We start from the raw sequence: 17,171 nt of genomic DNA on the forward strand, positions 1-17,171 counted from the left end.
ACATGGCCCGCACCCCCGTTTGGAAGTCCATTGCCATTGCGCTGACAGACGACATCGCACAAGGCCGCTACGAGACCGGAGGCAAGCTGCCCGCCGAAGCGCAGCTGTCGGCACGTTTCGGGGTGAACCGCCACACTGTGCGCCGGGCGTTGGCCGATTTGGCGGAACAGGGCCTGGTGCACCCGCGCCGCGGCGCCGGGGTGTTCGTGGCGGCCAAACCAACGGACTATCCAATCGGCAAGCGGGTGCGCTTTCATCAGAACCTGACTCGCGAGGGGCGCAGCCCCGCCAAACAGATCCTGATGCTGGAAACCCGCGCCGCGGCGCCCCGTGAAGCCAATGCGCTGCAGCTGGATCCTGGCGCCCAGGTGCATGTCTATGACGGGCTGTCCCTTGCTGACGGCCAGCCCATCGCCCTGTTTCAAAGTATCTTTCCCGCGGACCGGTTTCCCGAAATGCTGGACGCACTTAAAGATCTGCGCTCAGTCACCGCGGCACTGCAAAAACACGGTGTTGAGGACTACACACGCGCCGAAACCCGGATCACGGCCAAACTCGCCAACGCAACCCAGGCCTTGCATCTGAAGATCGCCGAAGGCAGCCCGATCCTGCGCACCACGGGCATCAATACTGACCCTGAGACCCGCCCCGTCGAGTTCGGCCGCACCTGGTTTGCCGGCGACCGGGTTACCTTGACCGTTGGCGGCGGGGTCTGAAACAAGAAGCTCCCGCTTGTTCCGGAGCATTTTGAAAATGCACCTCTCAGTTGGGCCGGGCGCCGCGCTGGCGCGCGGAGCGCAACCGCTTCGGCCTCAATTGCTGTCTGCTCAATTGCAACACCCCCTGCCGCGCACAGCGCGGCTGCCACGCCCAATCTTTGCAGGGTATCTTTGATACCCGGAATGGGCGGGAGTACCGCCGCAATGGAACAGCCCCCGCAGACAGCAGGGGCTCAGCGTGCAAATCAAAAAACGCTACTGTTTGGCATTGAACACAAACAACGTCTCGCCATTGATCTGATAGCCATTGATCAGCTCTTGTGCTTTGTCCGAAACCAGCCAAGCCTCCAGTTGCACCGCCTGGCTATTCTTCACATGAACATGTTTTTCCGGGTTCACCGGGATGTAGGCGTATTGGTTGAACAACACCGGATCACCCGCAAACAGCAGCGCCAAGCCACCTTTGTTGCCAAAATTGAGCCAGCTCGCCCGGTCGGACATGATATAACCATCCATGCCCGACGCGGTGTTCAGCGCCGCCCCCATCCCTGCGCCGACCGCGCGGTACCATTCGCCAAAGCCTGCGGAGTCCAGCTCCGCCGATGCCCACAGGCTCAGCTCTTTTTTGTGAGTGCCGCTGTCATCGCCGCGGCTGACAAAGGCGGCTCCTGCGCTGGCGATCTTCTGCAGCGCACCAGCAGCATCCTCAGCGCCAGCCACACCTGCCGCATCCGCTTTAGGGCCGATAAAGACAAAATCATTGTACATGATCTCGCGGCGGTGCGTGCCATTGCCGTCTGCCAGGAACTTCTCTTCGGCCTTCTTGGAATGCACCAGGATCGCATCCACATCGCCCGCCTCCCCCAGCCGGATCGCCTGGCCGGTGCCAACCACCAGCAGCTGCACATCCAGGCCGAGGTCCTTCTTGATCTCAGGCAGCAGAATTTCTGCCAGGCCGGAATTGTGGAAAGAAGTGGTCACAGCCATCTTCATTTCTTCCGCCAGCGCTGCCGTGGCCATTGCCATAGAGGCAACCGCACCAATAATCAGATGTTTCATTCTACAATATCTCCGTTCAGAAATGCGCGCCCCTGAGGGGTTTCGGGTCCGGCAAAGAAATCGCCCGCCGGACTGAATTCATGAATGCGGCCCTGGAGGACAAAGATCACTTCATCCGCCAGCCGCCGCGCCTGTCCCATGTTGTGGGTGGACATAACCAGCCGTGTGCCGCTCTCGGATGCATGGGCCAGGATTTCCTCGATTTCGCGGGTGGCACGGCCATCCAGCGCCGCACAGGGTTCATCCAGAAACAAGACTTGCGGCTCACGCACCAGGGCACGCGCAAGAGCCAGTTTCTGCCGCTCGCCGCCGGACAGCATGGTCGCCTGGCGGTCCAGAATTTCCCCCAGCCCCACCCGTTTTGCCCACTCGGCCGCCCGCGCGCGCGCCGCCTTGCGGGCAATGCCGGTCAACCGCAGCGGATAGGCGATGTTGTCGATCACCGAGCGCCGCATCATCACCGGCGTCTGGAACACAAAGGCCTGATGTTTTTGCGCTTCGTCCAGCGGGCAGGCCCAGTCCAGGCTGCCGCCGTTCATCCGCACAATGCCATGCAGCATCTTCAGCAGCGTTGTTTTGCCCGCCCCATTGGGACCGATCACAATCGAGGTGCCCTGCCCGCCCAGTGTCAGATTCACCGGTCCGACCAGAACCTTGCTGCGGCGGCGCACCATAGCGCCCTTGGCCACCAGCGGGAACATTTGCATCACCAGCGCCCCTCGCTCTCAGTCCGGCCCAGCCAGTGAATTGCCAGGTTCACCGCAATTGCCAGCGCGATCAGCACAAACCCCAGTCCCAGCGCCATGGCGAACTCGCCTTTGCCGGTCTCCAGCGCAATCGCCGTGGTCAGCACCCGCGTTGCGTGGTCGATATTGCCGCCCACCACCATAATCGCCCCAACCTCGCCAATGGCGCGGCCAAACCCCGCCAGCGCCGCGGTCAGCAGCGCCCGGCGGCCGTCCCACAACAGCGCCTGAATGCGCTGCAGCTGGGTCGCGTTCATCGAAATCAGCAGGTCGTGGTAATCGCTCCACAGCTCGCGCAGCGACTGATGCGCAACCGAGGCCACCAAGGGCACCACGATAATCACCTGTGCGATGATCATCGCTGTGGGCGTGAACAGCAGGCCAAAGACACCAAACGGCCCGGCCCGCGACAGGAACACATAGACCACAAGTCCCACCACCACCGGCGGCAGCCCCATCAGGGCGTTCAGCACTGCAATCGTCGCCCGGCGCAGCCGGAACCGGCGCACCGCCAGAAACGCCGCCAATGGCAGCGCAATGGCACAGGCAATCGCCAGCGCGGTCAGCGTCACCCGCAGCGAGCGCAGGGTGATTTCGACCAGATCCGCGTCCAGCGTCGCCAGCAGCCAAAAGGCCTGGCTCAGTCCTGCCCACAGATCATTCATTGCGTCCGGTCACCCTTCCAAAGGCCAACTACTGGCCCGGTCTAACATGGCTTTGCGCGGCTCCAAATCACAGGAGCAGACGCCGGGACAGCCAAAAACGGCAATCCGGCTGGAAAATTCTGCCCCCGATACCCATCTGAGAAGTAACGGCTTCCCGAAGATGCCGCCTGTTAGCGCCAAATCACCGCTTTTGGCTGCAAAACCCCTCTCGCGTGCTTGCGTGCGCCAAATGAACATGAAACAACCCCCGTCCAAAGTGTCCCCTTGGACGCAACTTTGAGGACTTGCCATGTTCGACCTGCAATCCATGCGGGATCAACTCGCCAGCCAGTACGATCTGGCACCCAATCCTGCCCTTGCCGAAAAGATGACGGATGTTTACGCGCGGATGAACCGCGTGGTGAACCCCATCGAATGGGTCGCCCATGCGCCTTATGTTGCGGCCATTCTGGAGCTGAAAAAGCAGCGCAACGCGGTGATCCTGGCGCATAACTACATGACGCCCGAGATCTATCACGGTGTGTCGGATGTGGTTGGCGACAGCCTGCAATTGGCGATAGAGGCGGCAAAGGTTGAGGCCGATGTGATCGTCCAGTGCGGCGTGCATTTTATGGCCGAAACTTCCAAGATCCTCAGCCCGGACAAGACGGTACTGATTCCCGACATGGAGGCCGGCTGCTCGCTGGCGGAATCAATCACCGCCGAGGGCATCGAACAGATGCGCGCCAAATATCCCGGCGCGCCGGTGGTCTCCTACGTGAACACCACGGCTGAGGTGAAAGCCGCGTCGGACATCTGCTGCACCTCGTCGAACGCGGCACAGATCGTCGCCGCGCAAGACAGCCACACCGTCATCATGACACCGGACCAGTATCTGGCCCAGAACGTCGCCAAACAGGTGCCGCAGAAAAACGTGGTCTGGTGGGAAGGCTCCTGCATCGTGCACGAGCAATACACCGCCCAGGATCTTCGCGATTTCCGCGAATGGAACCCCGGCACGCGGCTGATTGCCCACCCGGAATGCCCGCCCGATGTGGTGAATGAGGCCGATTTCTCCGGCTCCACCAGCGGCATCCTTAAATACGTGACCGACGAGAAGCCGGAAAAGGCGATGCTGATCACCGAATGTTCGATGGCCTCGAACATCGCCGACCAGCTGCCCGAGGTGGATTTTGTCGGCCCCTGCAACATGTGCCCCTACATGAAGAAGATCACGCTGGAGAAGATCCTGTGGTCTCTGCACACCATGTCCGAGCCTGTCGTGGTCGATGAAGCTGTGGCCGAAAAGGCCCGTGTCGCGGTGCAGCGGATGATTGACCTCAGCCAGAAACTTGGCGTCTGATCTGTGATCGAAACCGGCCGCATTGTTATTGCCGGCGCAGGCCTGGGCGCGCTCTACGCTGCGCTTGAGCTGGCACCGCGGCCGGTTCTGGTGATCTCACCGGAATCCTTGGGCGAAGGCGCCAGCTCCGCCTGGGCACAGGGCGGCGTTGCGGCGGCCATGGCCAGCCATGACACGCCCGAAGCTCACGCAGCCGACACTCTGCAGGCAGGCGCAGGCACGGTCGATGCTAAGGTTGCCGCGATGGTCACACGGGTCGCGCGCGAGCACATCGTCGACCTGACCGACCTTGGCACCCCATTTGATCGCGATGCCGGCGGCAACTATGTGATGAGCCGCGAAGCCGCCCATTCCGCCGCCCGTGTGGTGCGCGTGAAAGGCGATCAGGCCGGCGGCAAGATCATGCAGACCTTGATTACAGCCGTGCGTACGGCGCCGTCCGTGCAGGTGCTGGAAAACACCCAGGCTGTGCGCCTTGAAACCGAAGGCAGCACCGTTACCGGCATCTGGATCACCCGCGCTGATGCGCCTTCTGCCCCGGTGCTGATCAAGTGCCCCGGCGTGCTGCTCGCTGGCGGCGGCTCTGGCGGGCTTTATGCCCACACCACCAACCCGCCCCGCATTCGCGGCCAGGTGATCGGTTTTGCCGCCCGTGCCGGCGCCCGCATCGCCGACCCGGAATTTGTGCAATTCCACCCCACCGCCTTTGACATCAGTGAAGACCCGGCTCCGCTGGCGACCGAAGCATTGCGCGGCGAAGGCGCGGTGCTGGTCAACTCGAACGGTGAACGCTTCATGCTGGCTGAGCATCCGGACGCCGAGCTTGCCCCCCGCGACATCGTCGCCCGCGCGATCTTTGCCGAGACCCAAGGCGGCCGCCGCCCGATGCTTGATACACGTGAAGCACTCGGCGCCGAAGTGCTGACCCGATACCCCACCGTGGCTGAGACCTGCGCCCGAGCCGGCATCGACCCGGTGCAGGACCCCATCCCGGTCGCCGTTGCCGCCCATTACCACATGGGCGGTGTCGAAGCAGACCTTCAGGGCCGCACCAGCCTGGCCAACCTCTGGGTCTGCGGCGAGGCCTCCTCCACCGGACTGCATGGCGCCAACCGGCTGGCCTCCAACGGATTGCTGGAAGCACTGGTCTATGCCCGCAATGCCGCCAAGGACATCGCGTCTCTGGATACCCCGGCAGACGTGAACGAGATCTCCCCCGACTTCCCGCCGGGTGGACAGGATCTGGACGCTGCAGCAGTCAATGACCTGCGGGAGGCCATGACCACTCTTGCCGGCGTGCGCCGGACCGCCCAAGGCCTGAAACAGGCGCTGACTGCCATTGCCCGGCTCGAAGCCGAGCAGGCCGCGGACGAGAACTTCACCAATATGTGCGCCACCGCCACGCTGATCACCGCCGCTGCGCTTCAGCGCAAGGAAAGCCGCGGCGGTCATTTCCGCGACGACTTTCCCGAGCCGGATCCAGCACAGGCCCACCGCACCCGCATCACCCTGGACGAGGCCCTGGCAATCCGTGACCGGATTGTTTCCCGGCTGTGAAGGAGCTGACATGAGCACCCAATTCGCCACCCTGCCCGACATGATCCTGGAACCGATGGTGCGTGCCGCCCTGATGGAGGATCTGGGCCAGAACGGCGACATCACCACCCGTGCGGTGATTCCGGCTACCGCCACCTATACCGCCCGGCTGAATGCCCGCGAGGACGGTATTGTCTCCGGCATGCAAATCGCCCGCATTGCCTTTCACTTGGTCGATGCCAGGCTGAAAGTGGAAACGCTCCTGCCCGATGGCCGCCCTTGCAAAAAGGGCGATACTCTGATGACTATCGACGGCTCTGCCGCCTCGATCCTGTCAGGCGAGCGTGTGGCGCTGAACTTCGCCGGACGGCTGACCGGCATCGCCACGCTTACTGCTGCCTTTGCTGCCGAAACCAAGGGCACCGCCACCCGCATCACCTGCACCCGCAAGACCACGCCTGGCCTGCGCATCGCCGAGAAGCAGGCGGTGCTGCATGGCGGCGGCTACAACCACCGGTTCGGCCTGTCTGACGCCATCCTGATCAAGGACAACCACATCGCTGCCGCTGGCGGTGTTCGCGCCGTACTAAACGCTGCCAAATCCAGCGTCAGCCACATGATGAAAGTGGAAATCGAAGTCGATACTTTGGACCAGCTGACTGAAGTCATCGCCACCGGCGGTGCCGATGTTGTGCTTTTGGACAACATGGACACCCCGACTCTGATCAAAGCCGTAGAAATCGCCAAGGGCCAAGTGGTGACCGAGGCCTCTGGCAACATGCGCCTGGACCGCATTGCCGAAGTGGCTGCAACCGGGGTTGATTACATTTCCTCCGGCGCGCTTACCCATTCGGCGCGGACCCTGGATCTGGGCCTCGATTTCTAACACGGCCCCGATGCGCCGGTTCGAACAGCCGGGGCCGCCCGGGGTTAGTCGTCAGACTGGCGGTTTTTCCGGGCAGCCTCCAGCTTGCCTTCCCGAAGCGCCTTGGGCGATAGCATCAGCACCGACCCGCCGGGTATGTGGCGCACTTCAAAGCCCCGGCCCTCCCGCAAGCCGCCGCGCATCTCCTCCGGCAGGCCGGCACAGTCTTCGGGGCGGCTTTCGCATATCACGATGTCCCGCCCGGTCAGGTAATTCAGCCGGAATTCGACTGACTGATCCTTTTGCAGGTCCGATTTATTGGCCGCTTCCAGGGACAGATAGGTGCCGGTGACATAAACCGTCCCTTCCCCGCCGGCCAGCTCTGCCGCCATCTGCCGGCTCAGGCGGTTCCACTCAGTAGAGAAATAGTGTGTCAGCCCGGCAAAGATCACATACAGGGCCGTGAAGGCAAACAGCAGGTTGCGGCTCAGCCGGGCCCGCCCGCTGTTGCGCAGCTGAAGGGCGAACAATCCGACAAATATTGCGCCAAATGCCCACAGAAACCCGCCGGACCGCACCGGCATGTCGATGCCGCTGCGAATGACCTGCAGGCAGATCAGCGCCAGCCCCAGCCCGGCCCCGGACAGCATGTACAGCGCCCGCCATTTATCCCGGCGCAGCAAGGCCCACACGGCACAGCCAAGCAGTGCAGCCTGCAGAAGCGCCAGCCAGGTGATGCTGTAACCGCCCTTCAGCACCAGATTCACCAGGAAGTCCGCGGCCAGTTTGGAGTTTTTCAATGCCGAGGCCAGATCCGTTGCAGGGCTCGGATTGCGCCAGTCTGCCATCGGCACGCCGAACACCCCGTGTTCGGCATAGTTCAGCGAATAGATTGCCAGCATTCCCAGGGCAAAGCTCGCAATGAACAGCGCCAGAAGACCCGCCAGATCCTTTGCCGATCGTGCGGCATCTGCGCGGGTCAGGCTCATCGCGAGGATCAAAAACGGGTAGGTCGTATATGACATCAGCGCCGCCGGAACAAAGACCAGCATCAGCCAGCGGCAGGTCCGCTCGCTCAGCCGGGTGGCAAGCCAGCCATACAGCGCCAGAATGGCCAGCCCAGGGATCAGCGTGTTGAACCACAGCGAGATCAGCACCGATGGCAGACACAGCCCGGCAATCAACGCAACCATCACCCGCTGCCAGACCTCAGTTTGCCGGCCAAGAGCATTATGCACGAGACAGCCCAGATAGATCGCCCACAACAGCTGGTAGGCCAGGAAATTAACCCAGGCCGGGGTCACCACCCCGCGCAAATGCCACAGGTAGTTGACCCAACGTCCTTCGGTCAGGGTTTTGGAATAGAACAATAATGGATCCGCCAGCAGCGCCGGATAGTCGTCATGCCGGATCATTGGATCATCCAGTTGGGGCAGCGCGGACAACAGCATCAGGGCAAAGACCGCAGCAACTGTTACCAGCAATTGCGGCACTGCAGGTCGCTGCAGAGCAGTGCTGCCGGCGGTGGCAAGTGTCATCCTGCAGCCTCCTGCAGGCGGCGGGCACGGCGGGCCAGCACCGCGGCGCGGCCCTGGGCGATTCTGGTTACCAATGGCTGCGGCATCAGCGAGACGATCCCCCTCCGCATCCGCCAGCCGAGACTGCCAGCCAGCGGCACGTTCTGCCCAGCCGGGATTTCCGCAGCCAGCACCGCCTGCGGCAGGCTTTTTCGCCCAGCGGCATTGGCGTATAGAACGGTATTATAGCGATACCAAGGCTCGACGCCCTCGATGTCCTTCAGTTGGACCCGGACAAAGTCAAAGGCAGAGAAGCCGCGTGCGGCAAACATCTCCTGCCAGAATGAAAGTGGCTTTTCGTTGATGTGAAATTCCCCCCCCTGCCCCGGCACCGCGGCTGAGAAAAGCACCCGGTCGGCGTGGCAGGTTAAGCTATCCACCAGCAGCTCCGAAGCCGCCTCAGGCAGATGTTCCCCCACTTCCAGACTTTGCGCCAGGTCGAACTTGCGTTTCAGGTCAAAGGGTTTGGTCAGGTCAGCAGCGTGGAATTGCTCACGCGGGATTGCCAGCCGGTCGCGATCTACATAATCACCATCAACGCCGGCCACATCCATCACGCCGGCTTTGATCCATTCGCTCAGCCAAACGCCGCGGCCGCTGCCCAAATCCAGCACACTGCCCGCCTGCAGATGCGGCTGCACCACAGAAATCATCGCCTGCGCGGAGGAGCGCGCGCCCTGGTCGATATAGTCGTAAAACTCGTTGGAATAGATATGGGACATGATTGCTCCGTTCGATTGTCAGCCAGCCGCGGCGTAAACCCAGAGGCGGAAGATGATGAAATTCTGAACCGGCAGGATCACCGTGACGGCAGCGGCAGACAGCCAGCCTGCCCAGCCCAGCACCGGGCCGATCACACCGGTGATCAGTGCCGAGACGGCAAAGCCCGCGGCAATGGTGCAAGCAAACCGCAGCATCTGATCCGGCAGCCCCAACGGGCGGCGGAAGGTCCACCAGGTTTGCAGCACATATTGCACGGTGACAGCTGCCGCAAAGGCCAGCGCATTGGCTGGCGCTTGCGCCATGCCCGCCGTCAGCAGCGCAGTATAGCCCACCACATAAAGCCCCGCGACCGCGGCCCCCACGACGGAGAACCGCAGGATCTGCCCGGCATCGCCCCCGGAAACAGCCATGGTCATGATGCTTCCTTGCGCAGGGGGGCGGGCTTGATGCTCACCGGATCAGCCGTGGTTTTGCCGCCGGTCTCCTCAGACAGGAAATACATGGGCCGCTGCTTGCTCTCCATGTACAGCCTGCCAATGTATTCCCCCATGATCCCCAGCGTCAGCAGCTGGATGCCCGAGAAGAAAGAAATCGCCAGCAGCATCGACGCCCAGCCGGGCGCGGTGCTGTAGAGGATCAGCGACAGGAACACATAGACCGCCATCAGGAAGGTCACATAAAGGCTCAGGAACGCCAGCCGTGTCGCCATCTTCAGCGGTTTGGTGGAAAAGCCGGTCAGCGCGTCAGTGGCAAAGCGCAGCATGGCGCGGAACGGGTACTTTGTGACGCCAGCCACCCGCGCATCGCGGACGTATTCCAGACCGATCTGTTTGTATCCTGCCCAAGCAAACATGCCGCGGATGAACCGCGCGCGCTCAGGCATCGCCAGCACCGCCGTCAGCGCGCGGCGGCTGACCAGGCGGAAATCGCCGGTGTCCTTGGGAATATCCACATCCGACAGCGTGTTCAGGAAGCGGTAGAACAGATAGGCGGTGGCCTTCTTGAACAGGGTCTCCCCCTGCCGTTCTGCCCGGCGCCCGTATACCACGTCATAGCCGCGGTCCATCATCATCATCATGTCAGGCAGGATTTCCGGCGGGTCCTGAAGGTCGGCATCCAGCATAAAGATACGCGCGCCCCGCGCAGCCTCCAGCCCGGCCGTCAATGCCACCTGGTGGCCGCGGTTCGCCGACAGGCGGATGCCGCGCACCACAGGGTATCTGGCATGGGCCGCTTCGATCGCCGCCCAGGTTTGGTCGCTGGATCCGTCATCCGCCAGGATGATTTCGGCGTCCTGCGCCCATGGTTCAATGGCCTGCACCAGCCGCTCCACCAGCATGGGGACCGACTCTTCTTCATTGTAGCAGGGCACAACAACGGAAAGCTGCACTTTCTCGCCCCCAATACTGTTTGTTAACTGCTCGTTAACCAAGATACTGACCGATCCGGCACAGCCAAGGCAACGGCAGCCCGCTGAGGGTTTAAATTGCAATCAAATGGTTAAGGCCCTGTGTGCTTTTGGTAACGCACTATGTCAAAACCAAGGCAAATGCGGACGAATTGCCGAAAATCCGCCCGTATCCTGCCCGGGTTTACAGCACCCCCCGGGGAATCGTCTCTTTCCACTCCTTGACCAGGACAACTTCCTTATTCACGCCTTCAAAGGCGGTCACCCGGCGCCAGAGATAGAAATTTTCCCGGTCGCAGGTCACCTTGTTTTCAGTATCAATCGACACCTGCCAGCCGCCACGCTCGAATTCGAAATTCCAGTCGCTTGCAAAGGCAGCCGTGGCCGGATCATCCGGATGCACCTCGTAGTGCATGGAGACATGGCTGCCTACGCACATGCCGTGGCAGGGATCCACCGCCTTGCCGTAATCGTCAAAGGTATCCAGCACCAGCGCGCCGTCCTCCCGGGTCCAGGTCTTGGAGGTGCCGCCCGCATCGCGAAGCTGCTCCGCCTGCAGCAGCGGGTAGGCGCGCGGCGCGCCGGGATTCTGCGGCGCGATCTCTTCTGCAACCCGGCGTTCCGGCAGCACCAGCGTACAACCTTCCAGATGCAGCGTGACTTCCGCCGCTTCCGGCGCGGGCCAGACAATCGGCCAGTAGGACGTCGATAGCGCCAGCCGCAGCACGTGCCCCGTTTTCAGACGGTGGGCGCACTCGTTCAGCTCTATCTCCGCCTCGTACCGCTCGCCCGGCACCAGTTTCCGGGGCGCCTCGAATCCGTCGCGGCAGCAAAGGTTCAGCGGCCGGAAGGTGATCCGCTGCGACACGCCATCGGGCGAGACATCACACAGCCGCGCCACCAGCTGCGCCACCGGCCTGTCGACGCTGAACGCCACCTTGACTCGCGGCCGGCCCAGCAGTTCCAGCGATTCTGCCAACGGCGCCGTGTCAAAACAGGCGGACAGCGCATCGTCGCCAGCCTGATCGCCAGCCAGTTCATTGTCGAACCGCATCCCTGGGCAGAAGTAGCCCGACGCCTGCCCCACGATTGCCGGACTGCTGACCGCTGCAGTGCCCTCCGACGCCGTTTCCGACAGCACGCCCTGCCCCAGATGCATCACCCGCTCCTGCACATTGGGCGAAGGCCACGCGGCTTCCGCCACCCAGCGCCCTTGACGCGGTTTGTTCTGCATCGCCGGGTTGAAATGCTCCTGCATGTAAACGCGATAATCCGGCAGGTCTTCGGCCCCGGTCTCCTCGCCCTTCAGCCATTTGCCGAACCAGGCCAGCACCTCGCCATGGAAATCCGCCGGATCCAGCTTGGCGATATGGGCATAGCGGTGCTCCCACGGACCGATCATCGCCTTGGCCGGAACCTGCAGGTTCGCCGCCAGCGCAGGCGGTGCGTTCACATAGGCATCCGCCCAGCCGGTGATCGCCAGCACCGGCACTTGGATTGCGGACCAATCCTCGCAGATCGAGCCATGCCGCCACTGGCCGTCCCGTGTCTGATGCCGCAGCCACTCGGCCGCCATAAAAGGCATCTCTTCGATCCGCTTGATCCAGTCCGCGCGCCAATCCGGGCGCAGCTCCGGATCCGCGGGGCGCGACTGGTAGGCAAACATCTGGCTGCCCCAGTTGGCGTTGTCGCTCAGCAAACAGCCGCCCATGTAGTGGATGTCATCGGCATAACGGTCCACGGTCGAGGCAACCGAGACCACTGCCTTCAAAGCCGCCGGGCGGCGGAACGCCAGCTGCAGCCCGTTGAAACCGCCCCAAGAGATGCCGATCATACCGATATTGCCGGTGCACCAGGGCTGCGCAGCGATCCAAGCCAGCACCGCCTCGCCGTCGCTCAGCTCCTGCTCGGAGTATTCGTCGTCAAACACCCCCTCGCTGTCGCCGGTGCCAGCAACATCCACCCGGATACAGGCGTAGCCTTCGGCAGCGAAAACCGGATGTGTAGTCTCATCGCGGGGCGCGGTGCCGTCGCGCTTGCGATAGGGCAAATACTCCAAAATTGCCGGAAACGGCCCCTCGCCCTCCGGCATCCACATCCGCGCCGACAGCTTGCGCCCGTCCGGCAGAGTGATCCAGGTGTTTTCAATGATGGTGAATGCGCCGGGCATTTGCTGTTCCTTGTCTTGTGGTCCGGGCCGCGCCCCTTGGCCCCACCTTCCCCAAACTTGCTCCCCGTGAAAAGGCAGCACTTGTCCGCAGGTGTAAGCAGATGTACGCAGTTTGGCAGCCAAACCGCGAAAAGGGCCGCGCCAATGCAAGAAGATTTTGCCCGCAACCTGCGCAGGCTCTGCGCCGAGACCGGCAGCATTGCCCAAGTCTGCCGCGGCATCGGCATCAACCGCCAGCAATTCAACCGCTACCTCAACGGCCACGGGCTGCCTTCGGCCCACAACCTGCGCCGCATTGCGCAGTTTTTCGGGCTGGAAGAAGAGCAGCTGTTTGCCCCGCACCAGGACTTCCGCCAAGCGCAAAGCGTACGGCGCGCAGGCATCGCCGCGCCCGCCCAGCACTTTGGCGCCCAGTTTGCAGGCCAGGCCCGCCACATGCGCCGGTTCTTCGGCTTTTACAACGGCTACTACCGCACTCCGACATGGCCCGGCCATGTCATGCGCACCCTGATCCGCCTGCGCGAAGAGGACGGCCATGTGGCAACCGACACGTTTGAGCGCGCCGCCGCCAGCGACGGCAGCATCCGCCAGCGCGGCCGTTACCGTGGTATGGCGGTGTTTCACAATAACCGCATCTGCATGTACGAAAGCCCACGCCGCTCGCCTGGGTTCCTGTCAGAGACAGTGCTGATGCCCGCTCATCCGCAGCAGACCTCTTATCTGCAAGGCCTGGTGCTGGGCATCTCCGCCCGCGCCGACCAGCCGCCCTACGCCGCCCGCACCGTCTGGGTCCGGATCAGCGAGCGGGTCACCGCGCGCGAGGCGCTCGGCGCCACCGGCGCCTGCCGCGAAGACAGCCCGCACCTGGACCCCAAGGTACGCCGCCTGCTGGGGGAGGAGTTGCCGCTGAGCGTGGATGTGAACGTCTAGCAGCAGCTTCGCGGCCAGGCGGTCACTTCAGCAGCTTCGGCGCCGATTTCTCCAGCGCAAGTTCCGCTTCTGAAAACTTCCACGGCCCCCGCACCCCCGGCACACCCTCCGGTTCGATCTGCATCCCACGGTGCTGGATCTGCGAATCCTCAAAGGCTTGCCCGATGGTGTTGATCGGCCCGGCAGGCACCGTCGCCGCTTCCAGCGCCGCCAGAAGATCCGATTGCGTCCAGGCCGCCAGCACGTCCTCCAGAACCATCGTCAGCGCCTTGCGGTTAGCAACCCGCAGCTGGTTGGTCTGGAACCGCGCATCCGCCTTGGCCTCTGCCAGCCCCAGCACATCGCACAGCCGCTGGAACTGCCCGTCATTGCCCACCGCCAGGATCACATGGCCGTCCTTCACCGCCATCACCTGATAAGGCGCGATATTCGGATGATCATTGCCCAGCCGCACCGGACTGTCGCCGGTTGCCAGATAGTTCATTGCCTGGTTTGCCAGCAGGGCCGTCGCGCAATCCATCAGCGACATATCCAGATGCTGGCCGCGGCCTGTTGTATGGCGCTGCTCCACTGCCGCAAGAATTCCAATGGTGCCATAAAGCCCGGTAACAATATCGGTGATCGCCACTCCGACTTTCTGGGGCTGGCCGTCCTGCGCGCCGGTGATCGACATCAGCCCCGACATGCCCTGCAGCAGAAAGTCATACCCCGCCCGTTTGGCATAAGGCCCGTCCTGGCCAAATCCGGTAACCGAGCAGTAGATCAGGCGCGGGTTGATCTGCGCCAGGCTGTCGTAATCCAATCCGTATTTCTGCAGACCGCCAACCTTGAAGTTCTCGATCAGGATGTCAGCGTCGCGGATCAGATCAAGGACAGTCTGCTTGCCGCCCTCAGTCCGGAAATCAGCAACTACACAGTCCTTGCCCCGGTTGGCGGCATAGTAATAGGCGGCGGTTTTGTCGCCATCCCGCTCAATGAACGGCGGTCCCCATTTGCGGGTATCGTCGCCGTCCGGGCTTTCCACCTTCACCACTTCGGCACCCAGGTCCGCCAGCGACTGGCCGATCCAGGGCCCGGCCAGGATGCGGGCAAGCTCAACCACTTTAAGGCCGACGAGCGGGGTCATGGGCATTCCTCCCTGTTGGTGCCTGTGTCCTCCGGATCATGCTTAGCGGCTGCAGCACGTTCCCGCAAGATTTGATCAAATACCTCAAAGCCCGCCGTCAGCGGCACCGGAATTTCACCAAAACTCCAGCGCGGAAAACCCGGGTTTCCGGTTTGTTTCCCATGCCGGGAGACGGCCCGCCTCAAATCACTGATCCCAGCCGTCCTGATAGTAGCCCGCCAGTGCATGGGATCTCAGCGTATTGGCAACGCTCAGCATTGCGTCATCAGCTAGCGCTTTGACCGCGGTGGTCTTTTCACCTTTCCTGGGAGACCAGGTGAGCTCCCGTTCGGCGAAGGCAACCGGACTGGTGAAGGTGTCGCAATAGTGGAAGGAGCGGGATTCCGCATGCACTTTTGACCGGTGTTCCAAGCGCTCCAACCAACGCACCGACATCGGGCGGCGGTAACCGCGGGTGAAAACCAGATGACCGCCGTCAGCCCAGCATTGGGTGCCGCTATCATCCAGCGCCGAGCACTCGTCCAGTACCCGCGCCCGTAGGAAAACCGCGCTTGGCCCAGGATCGGCACTTATGGCTTCACAATTCCTTCAAGCCGACGGTCAATTCAGGCGGGAAGCCCAGGACCGGGCAGCAAGGCTGACCTATTTGCAAGCGAGTCGGCAGCCTCATTTTTTCGGATGGCCCTCACCGGCCTCACATGTTAGCGATAACTCAACTTTAACCAGCCGTATGGCAACAGAGGCAATTGAATTGCCCCGCCCCAAGCGGCACAATGGCCCGGCCTCTGTAGAACAGCGATGTAAAATCAATGGTTTCCCGCGTCATCCCCGTTGAACCCTTTGACCTCGTGCTGTTTGGCGCGACCGGCGACCTGGCCCGCCGCAAGATCCTGCCGGCGCTGTTCCACCGCTTCCAGATCGGCCAGTTCAGCGATGAGTGCCGCATCATCGGCAGCTCGCGCAGCGCACTGACGGCAGAGGAATTCCGCGCCCAGACCGCCGATGCGATCCGCGATTTCGGCCAGGATGTGGAAACCACGCCTGCGGAAATCGCCGGTTTCACCGCGCTTCTGGACTATGTCGCGGTGGATGCCCGCGGCGATACCGGTTGGGACATGATTCACGGGAAACTGCGCGACGATGCGGTGCGCGCCTTCTACCTGTCGGTCGGTCCCTCGCTGTTCACCGATATCGCCCGCCGCCTCAGCGAGACCGGCATCGCCACGCCGGACAGCCGTATCGTGCTGGAAAAACCCTTTGGCCATGACCTTGCTTCGGCCCAATCTCTGAACACTGCGCTGCGGGCGCATTTCGAGGAACGGCAGATCTACCGGATCGACCATTACCTGGGCAAGGAAACAGTGCAAAACCTGATGGCCCTGCGCTTTGCCAATTCGCTGTTTGAACCCTTGTGGAATTCCTCCCACATCGACCATGTGCAGATCACCGTCGCCGAAAGCATCGGCGTCAAGGGGCGCGGCGAATACTACGACAAATCCGGCGCCATGCGGGACATGGTGCAGAACCACCTGATGCAGCTTCTGTGCCTCACCGCAATGGAGCCGCCCGCGCAATTCACCCCCAACGCGGTGCGCGACGAGAAGGTCAAGGTGATCGAGGCCCTGCGCCCGGTGCCCCAATCCAATATCGCCCGCGGCCAGTACAGGGGCCGGAACGGCGGCAAATCCAGCGACAGCTACCGTGACCATGCCCGCAATCCCGCCAGCCGCACCGAAAGCTATATCGCGCTGAAGGTGGAGGTGGCGAACTGGCGCTGGGCCGGGATCCCCTTCTATCTGCGCACCGGCAAATGCCTGCGCGAGCGGGTGAGCGAGATCGCGGTCTATTTCCGCGATCCCCCGCACAACATCTTCGAGGGCTCCGGCACCGTGCATGGAAATGTGCTGGTGATCCGCCTGCAACCGGATGAGGGCATCACGCTGAAAACCACCATCAAGGACCCCGGCCCCGGCGGCATGCGCCTGACCGGCGCCAACCTGGACATGACATTCGCTGATGAGCTGCCTGAGTCGGGCCGCCCGCAGGATGCCTATGAACGGCTGATCATGGATGTGATCCGTGGCAACCAGACCCTTTTCATGCGCGGCGATGAGGTCGAGGCGGCCTGGGCCTGGGCTGATCCGATCATCGCCGGCTGGGAAGACGCCGGCGAAGCGCCGCAGCCCTATGACAGCGGCAGCACGGGTCCCGATGACTCGCTGTTGCTGATCCACCGCGACAGCCGCCGCTGGCGCAGTATCGGAACCTGAAATGACTGCCCTCCCCTTTGCCCCCGCAGTTTGCT

Annotated in this window: 16 protein-coding genes; 6 read left to right on the forward strand and 10 right to left on the reverse strand. The window is 62.6% G+C overall.

Annotation, left to right across the window (positions count from 1 at the left end):
- Window positions 1-2 precede the first annotated feature (2 nt).
- Window positions 3-716 carry a phosphonate metabolism transcriptional regulator PhnF gene (gene phnF / locus A2I95_RS07710; RefSeq protein ID WP_291729214.1) on the forward strand — a complete coding sequence of 238 codons (714 nt, stop codon included), beginning with the start codon at window positions 3-5 and terminating at the stop codon, window positions 714-716.
- Window positions 717-974: 258 nt separating this feature from the next.
- Here the strand turns inward: phnF and A2I95_RS07715 are convergent, their stop codons facing one another.
- Genes A2I95_RS07715 through A2I95_RS07725 form a run of 3 tightly spaced genes read right to left on the reverse strand, consistent with a single transcriptional unit; the run spans window position 975 to window position 3,189 of the window.
- Entirely contained in the window at window positions 975-1,778 is an 804-nt protein-coding gene (locus A2I95_RS07715) for a substrate-binding domain-containing protein (protein WP_291729215.1), read from the reverse strand.
- Complete coding sequence (locus tag A2I95_RS07720; protein WP_291729216.1) at window positions 1,775-2,485, reverse strand: ATP-binding cassette domain-containing protein; 711 nt, start codon at window positions 2,483-2,485, stop codon at window positions 1,775-1,777. The genes A2I95_RS07715 and A2I95_RS07720 overlap by 4 nt, the downstream gene beginning before the upstream one ends.
- On the reverse strand, window positions 2,485-3,189 hold the full coding sequence (locus tag A2I95_RS07725; protein ID WP_259989705.1) for an ABC transporter permease: 705 nt from the start codon (window positions 3,187-3,189) through the stop codon (window positions 2,485-2,487). The genes A2I95_RS07720 and A2I95_RS07725 overlap by 1 nt, the downstream gene beginning before the upstream one ends.
- A gap of 289 nt (window positions 3,190-3,478) precedes the next feature.
- On the opposite strand from A2I95_RS07725, the gene nadA reads away from it, so the two are divergent.
- From nadA to nadC, 3 genes are read left to right on the forward strand one after another with little or no spacing between them, the layout of a single operon-like run.
- Complete coding sequence (gene nadA / locus A2I95_RS07730) at window positions 3,479-4,531, forward strand: quinolinate synthase NadA (RefSeq protein WP_291729217.1); 1,053 nt, start codon at window positions 3,479-3,481, stop codon at window positions 4,529-4,531.
- A gap of 3 nt (window positions 4,532-4,534) precedes the next feature.
- Entirely contained in the window at window positions 4,535-6,088 is a 1,554-nt protein-coding gene (locus A2I95_RS07735; protein WP_291729218.1) for an L-aspartate oxidase, read from the forward strand.
- Window positions 6,089-6,098: 10 nt separating this feature from the next.
- Window positions 6,099-6,953 carry a carboxylating nicotinate-nucleotide diphosphorylase gene (gene nadC, locus A2I95_RS07740; protein ID WP_291729219.1) on the forward strand — a complete coding sequence of 285 codons (855 nt, stop codon included), beginning with the start codon at window positions 6,099-6,101 and terminating at the stop codon, window positions 6,951-6,953.
- 44 nt (window positions 6,954-6,997) lie between these two features.
- Here nadC and A2I95_RS07745 read toward each other — a convergent pair whose 3' ends face one another.
- The 5 genes from A2I95_RS07745 to A2I95_RS07765 form a co-directional block, all read right to left on the reverse strand.
- Window positions 6,998-8,470: a hypothetical protein gene (locus tag A2I95_RS07745; RefSeq protein WP_291729220.1), complete on the reverse strand. Its 1,473-nt coding sequence runs from the start codon at window positions 8,468-8,470 to the stop codon at window positions 6,998-7,000.
- Window positions 8,467-9,231 (reverse strand): methyltransferase domain-containing protein, encoded by a 765-nt coding sequence (locus A2I95_RS07750; protein ID WP_291729221.1) that lies wholly within the window; start codon window positions 9,229-9,231, stop codon window positions 8,467-8,469. The genes A2I95_RS07745 and A2I95_RS07750 overlap by 4 nt, the downstream gene beginning before the upstream one ends.
- A gap of 18 nt (window positions 9,232-9,249) precedes the next feature.
- A complete protein-coding gene (locus A2I95_RS07755) occupies window positions 9,250-9,648 on the reverse strand; it encodes a GtrA family protein (protein ID WP_291729222.1) in 399 nt (132 codons plus the stop codon).
- Window positions 9,645-10,622, reverse strand: coding sequence for a glycosyltransferase family 2 protein (locus A2I95_RS07760; RefSeq protein ID WP_291729223.1), 978 nt, complete (start codon window positions 10,620-10,622; stop codon window positions 9,645-9,647). The genes A2I95_RS07755 and A2I95_RS07760 overlap by 4 nt, the downstream gene beginning before the upstream one ends.
- 202 nt (window positions 10,623-10,824) lie before the next feature.
- A complete protein-coding gene (locus tag A2I95_RS07765; RefSeq protein ID WP_291729224.1) occupies window positions 10,825-12,810 on the reverse strand; it encodes a CocE/NonD family hydrolase in 1,986 nt (661 codons plus the stop codon).
- 144 nt (window positions 12,811-12,954) lie between these two features.
- Between A2I95_RS07765 and A2I95_RS07770 the strand changes: the two genes are divergently transcribed.
- On the forward strand, window positions 12,955-13,740 hold the full coding sequence (locus A2I95_RS07770) for a helix-turn-helix transcriptional regulator (RefSeq protein ID WP_291729225.1): 786 nt from the start codon (window positions 12,955-12,957) through the stop codon (window positions 13,738-13,740).
- 22 nt (window positions 13,741-13,762) lie between these two features.
- On the opposite strand, the gene A2I95_RS07775 is transcribed toward A2I95_RS07770, so the two are convergent.
- Window positions 13,763-14,866 carry a CaiB/BaiF CoA-transferase family protein gene (locus A2I95_RS07775; RefSeq protein ID WP_291729226.1) on the reverse strand — a complete coding sequence of 368 codons (1,104 nt, stop codon included), beginning with the start codon at window positions 14,864-14,866 and terminating at the stop codon, window positions 13,763-13,765.
- A 186-nt stretch (window positions 14,867-15,052) separates the two neighbouring features.
- Window positions 15,053-15,259 carry a hypothetical protein gene (locus A2I95_RS07780; RefSeq protein ID WP_291729227.1) on the reverse strand — a complete coding sequence of 69 codons (207 nt, stop codon included), beginning with the start codon at window positions 15,257-15,259 and terminating at the stop codon, window positions 15,053-15,055.
- 416 nt (window positions 15,260-15,675) lie between these two features.
- Here A2I95_RS07780 and zwf point away from each other — a divergent pair, with 416 nt between their 5' ends.
- Window positions 15,676-17,136: a glucose-6-phosphate dehydrogenase gene (gene zwf, locus A2I95_RS07785; protein WP_291729228.1), complete on the forward strand. Its 1,461-nt coding sequence runs from the start codon at window positions 15,676-15,678 to the stop codon at window positions 17,134-17,136.
- Window positions 17,137-17,171 lie beyond the last annotated feature (35 nt).

It is taken from the genome of Leisingera sp. F5, from assembly GCF_001593695.1.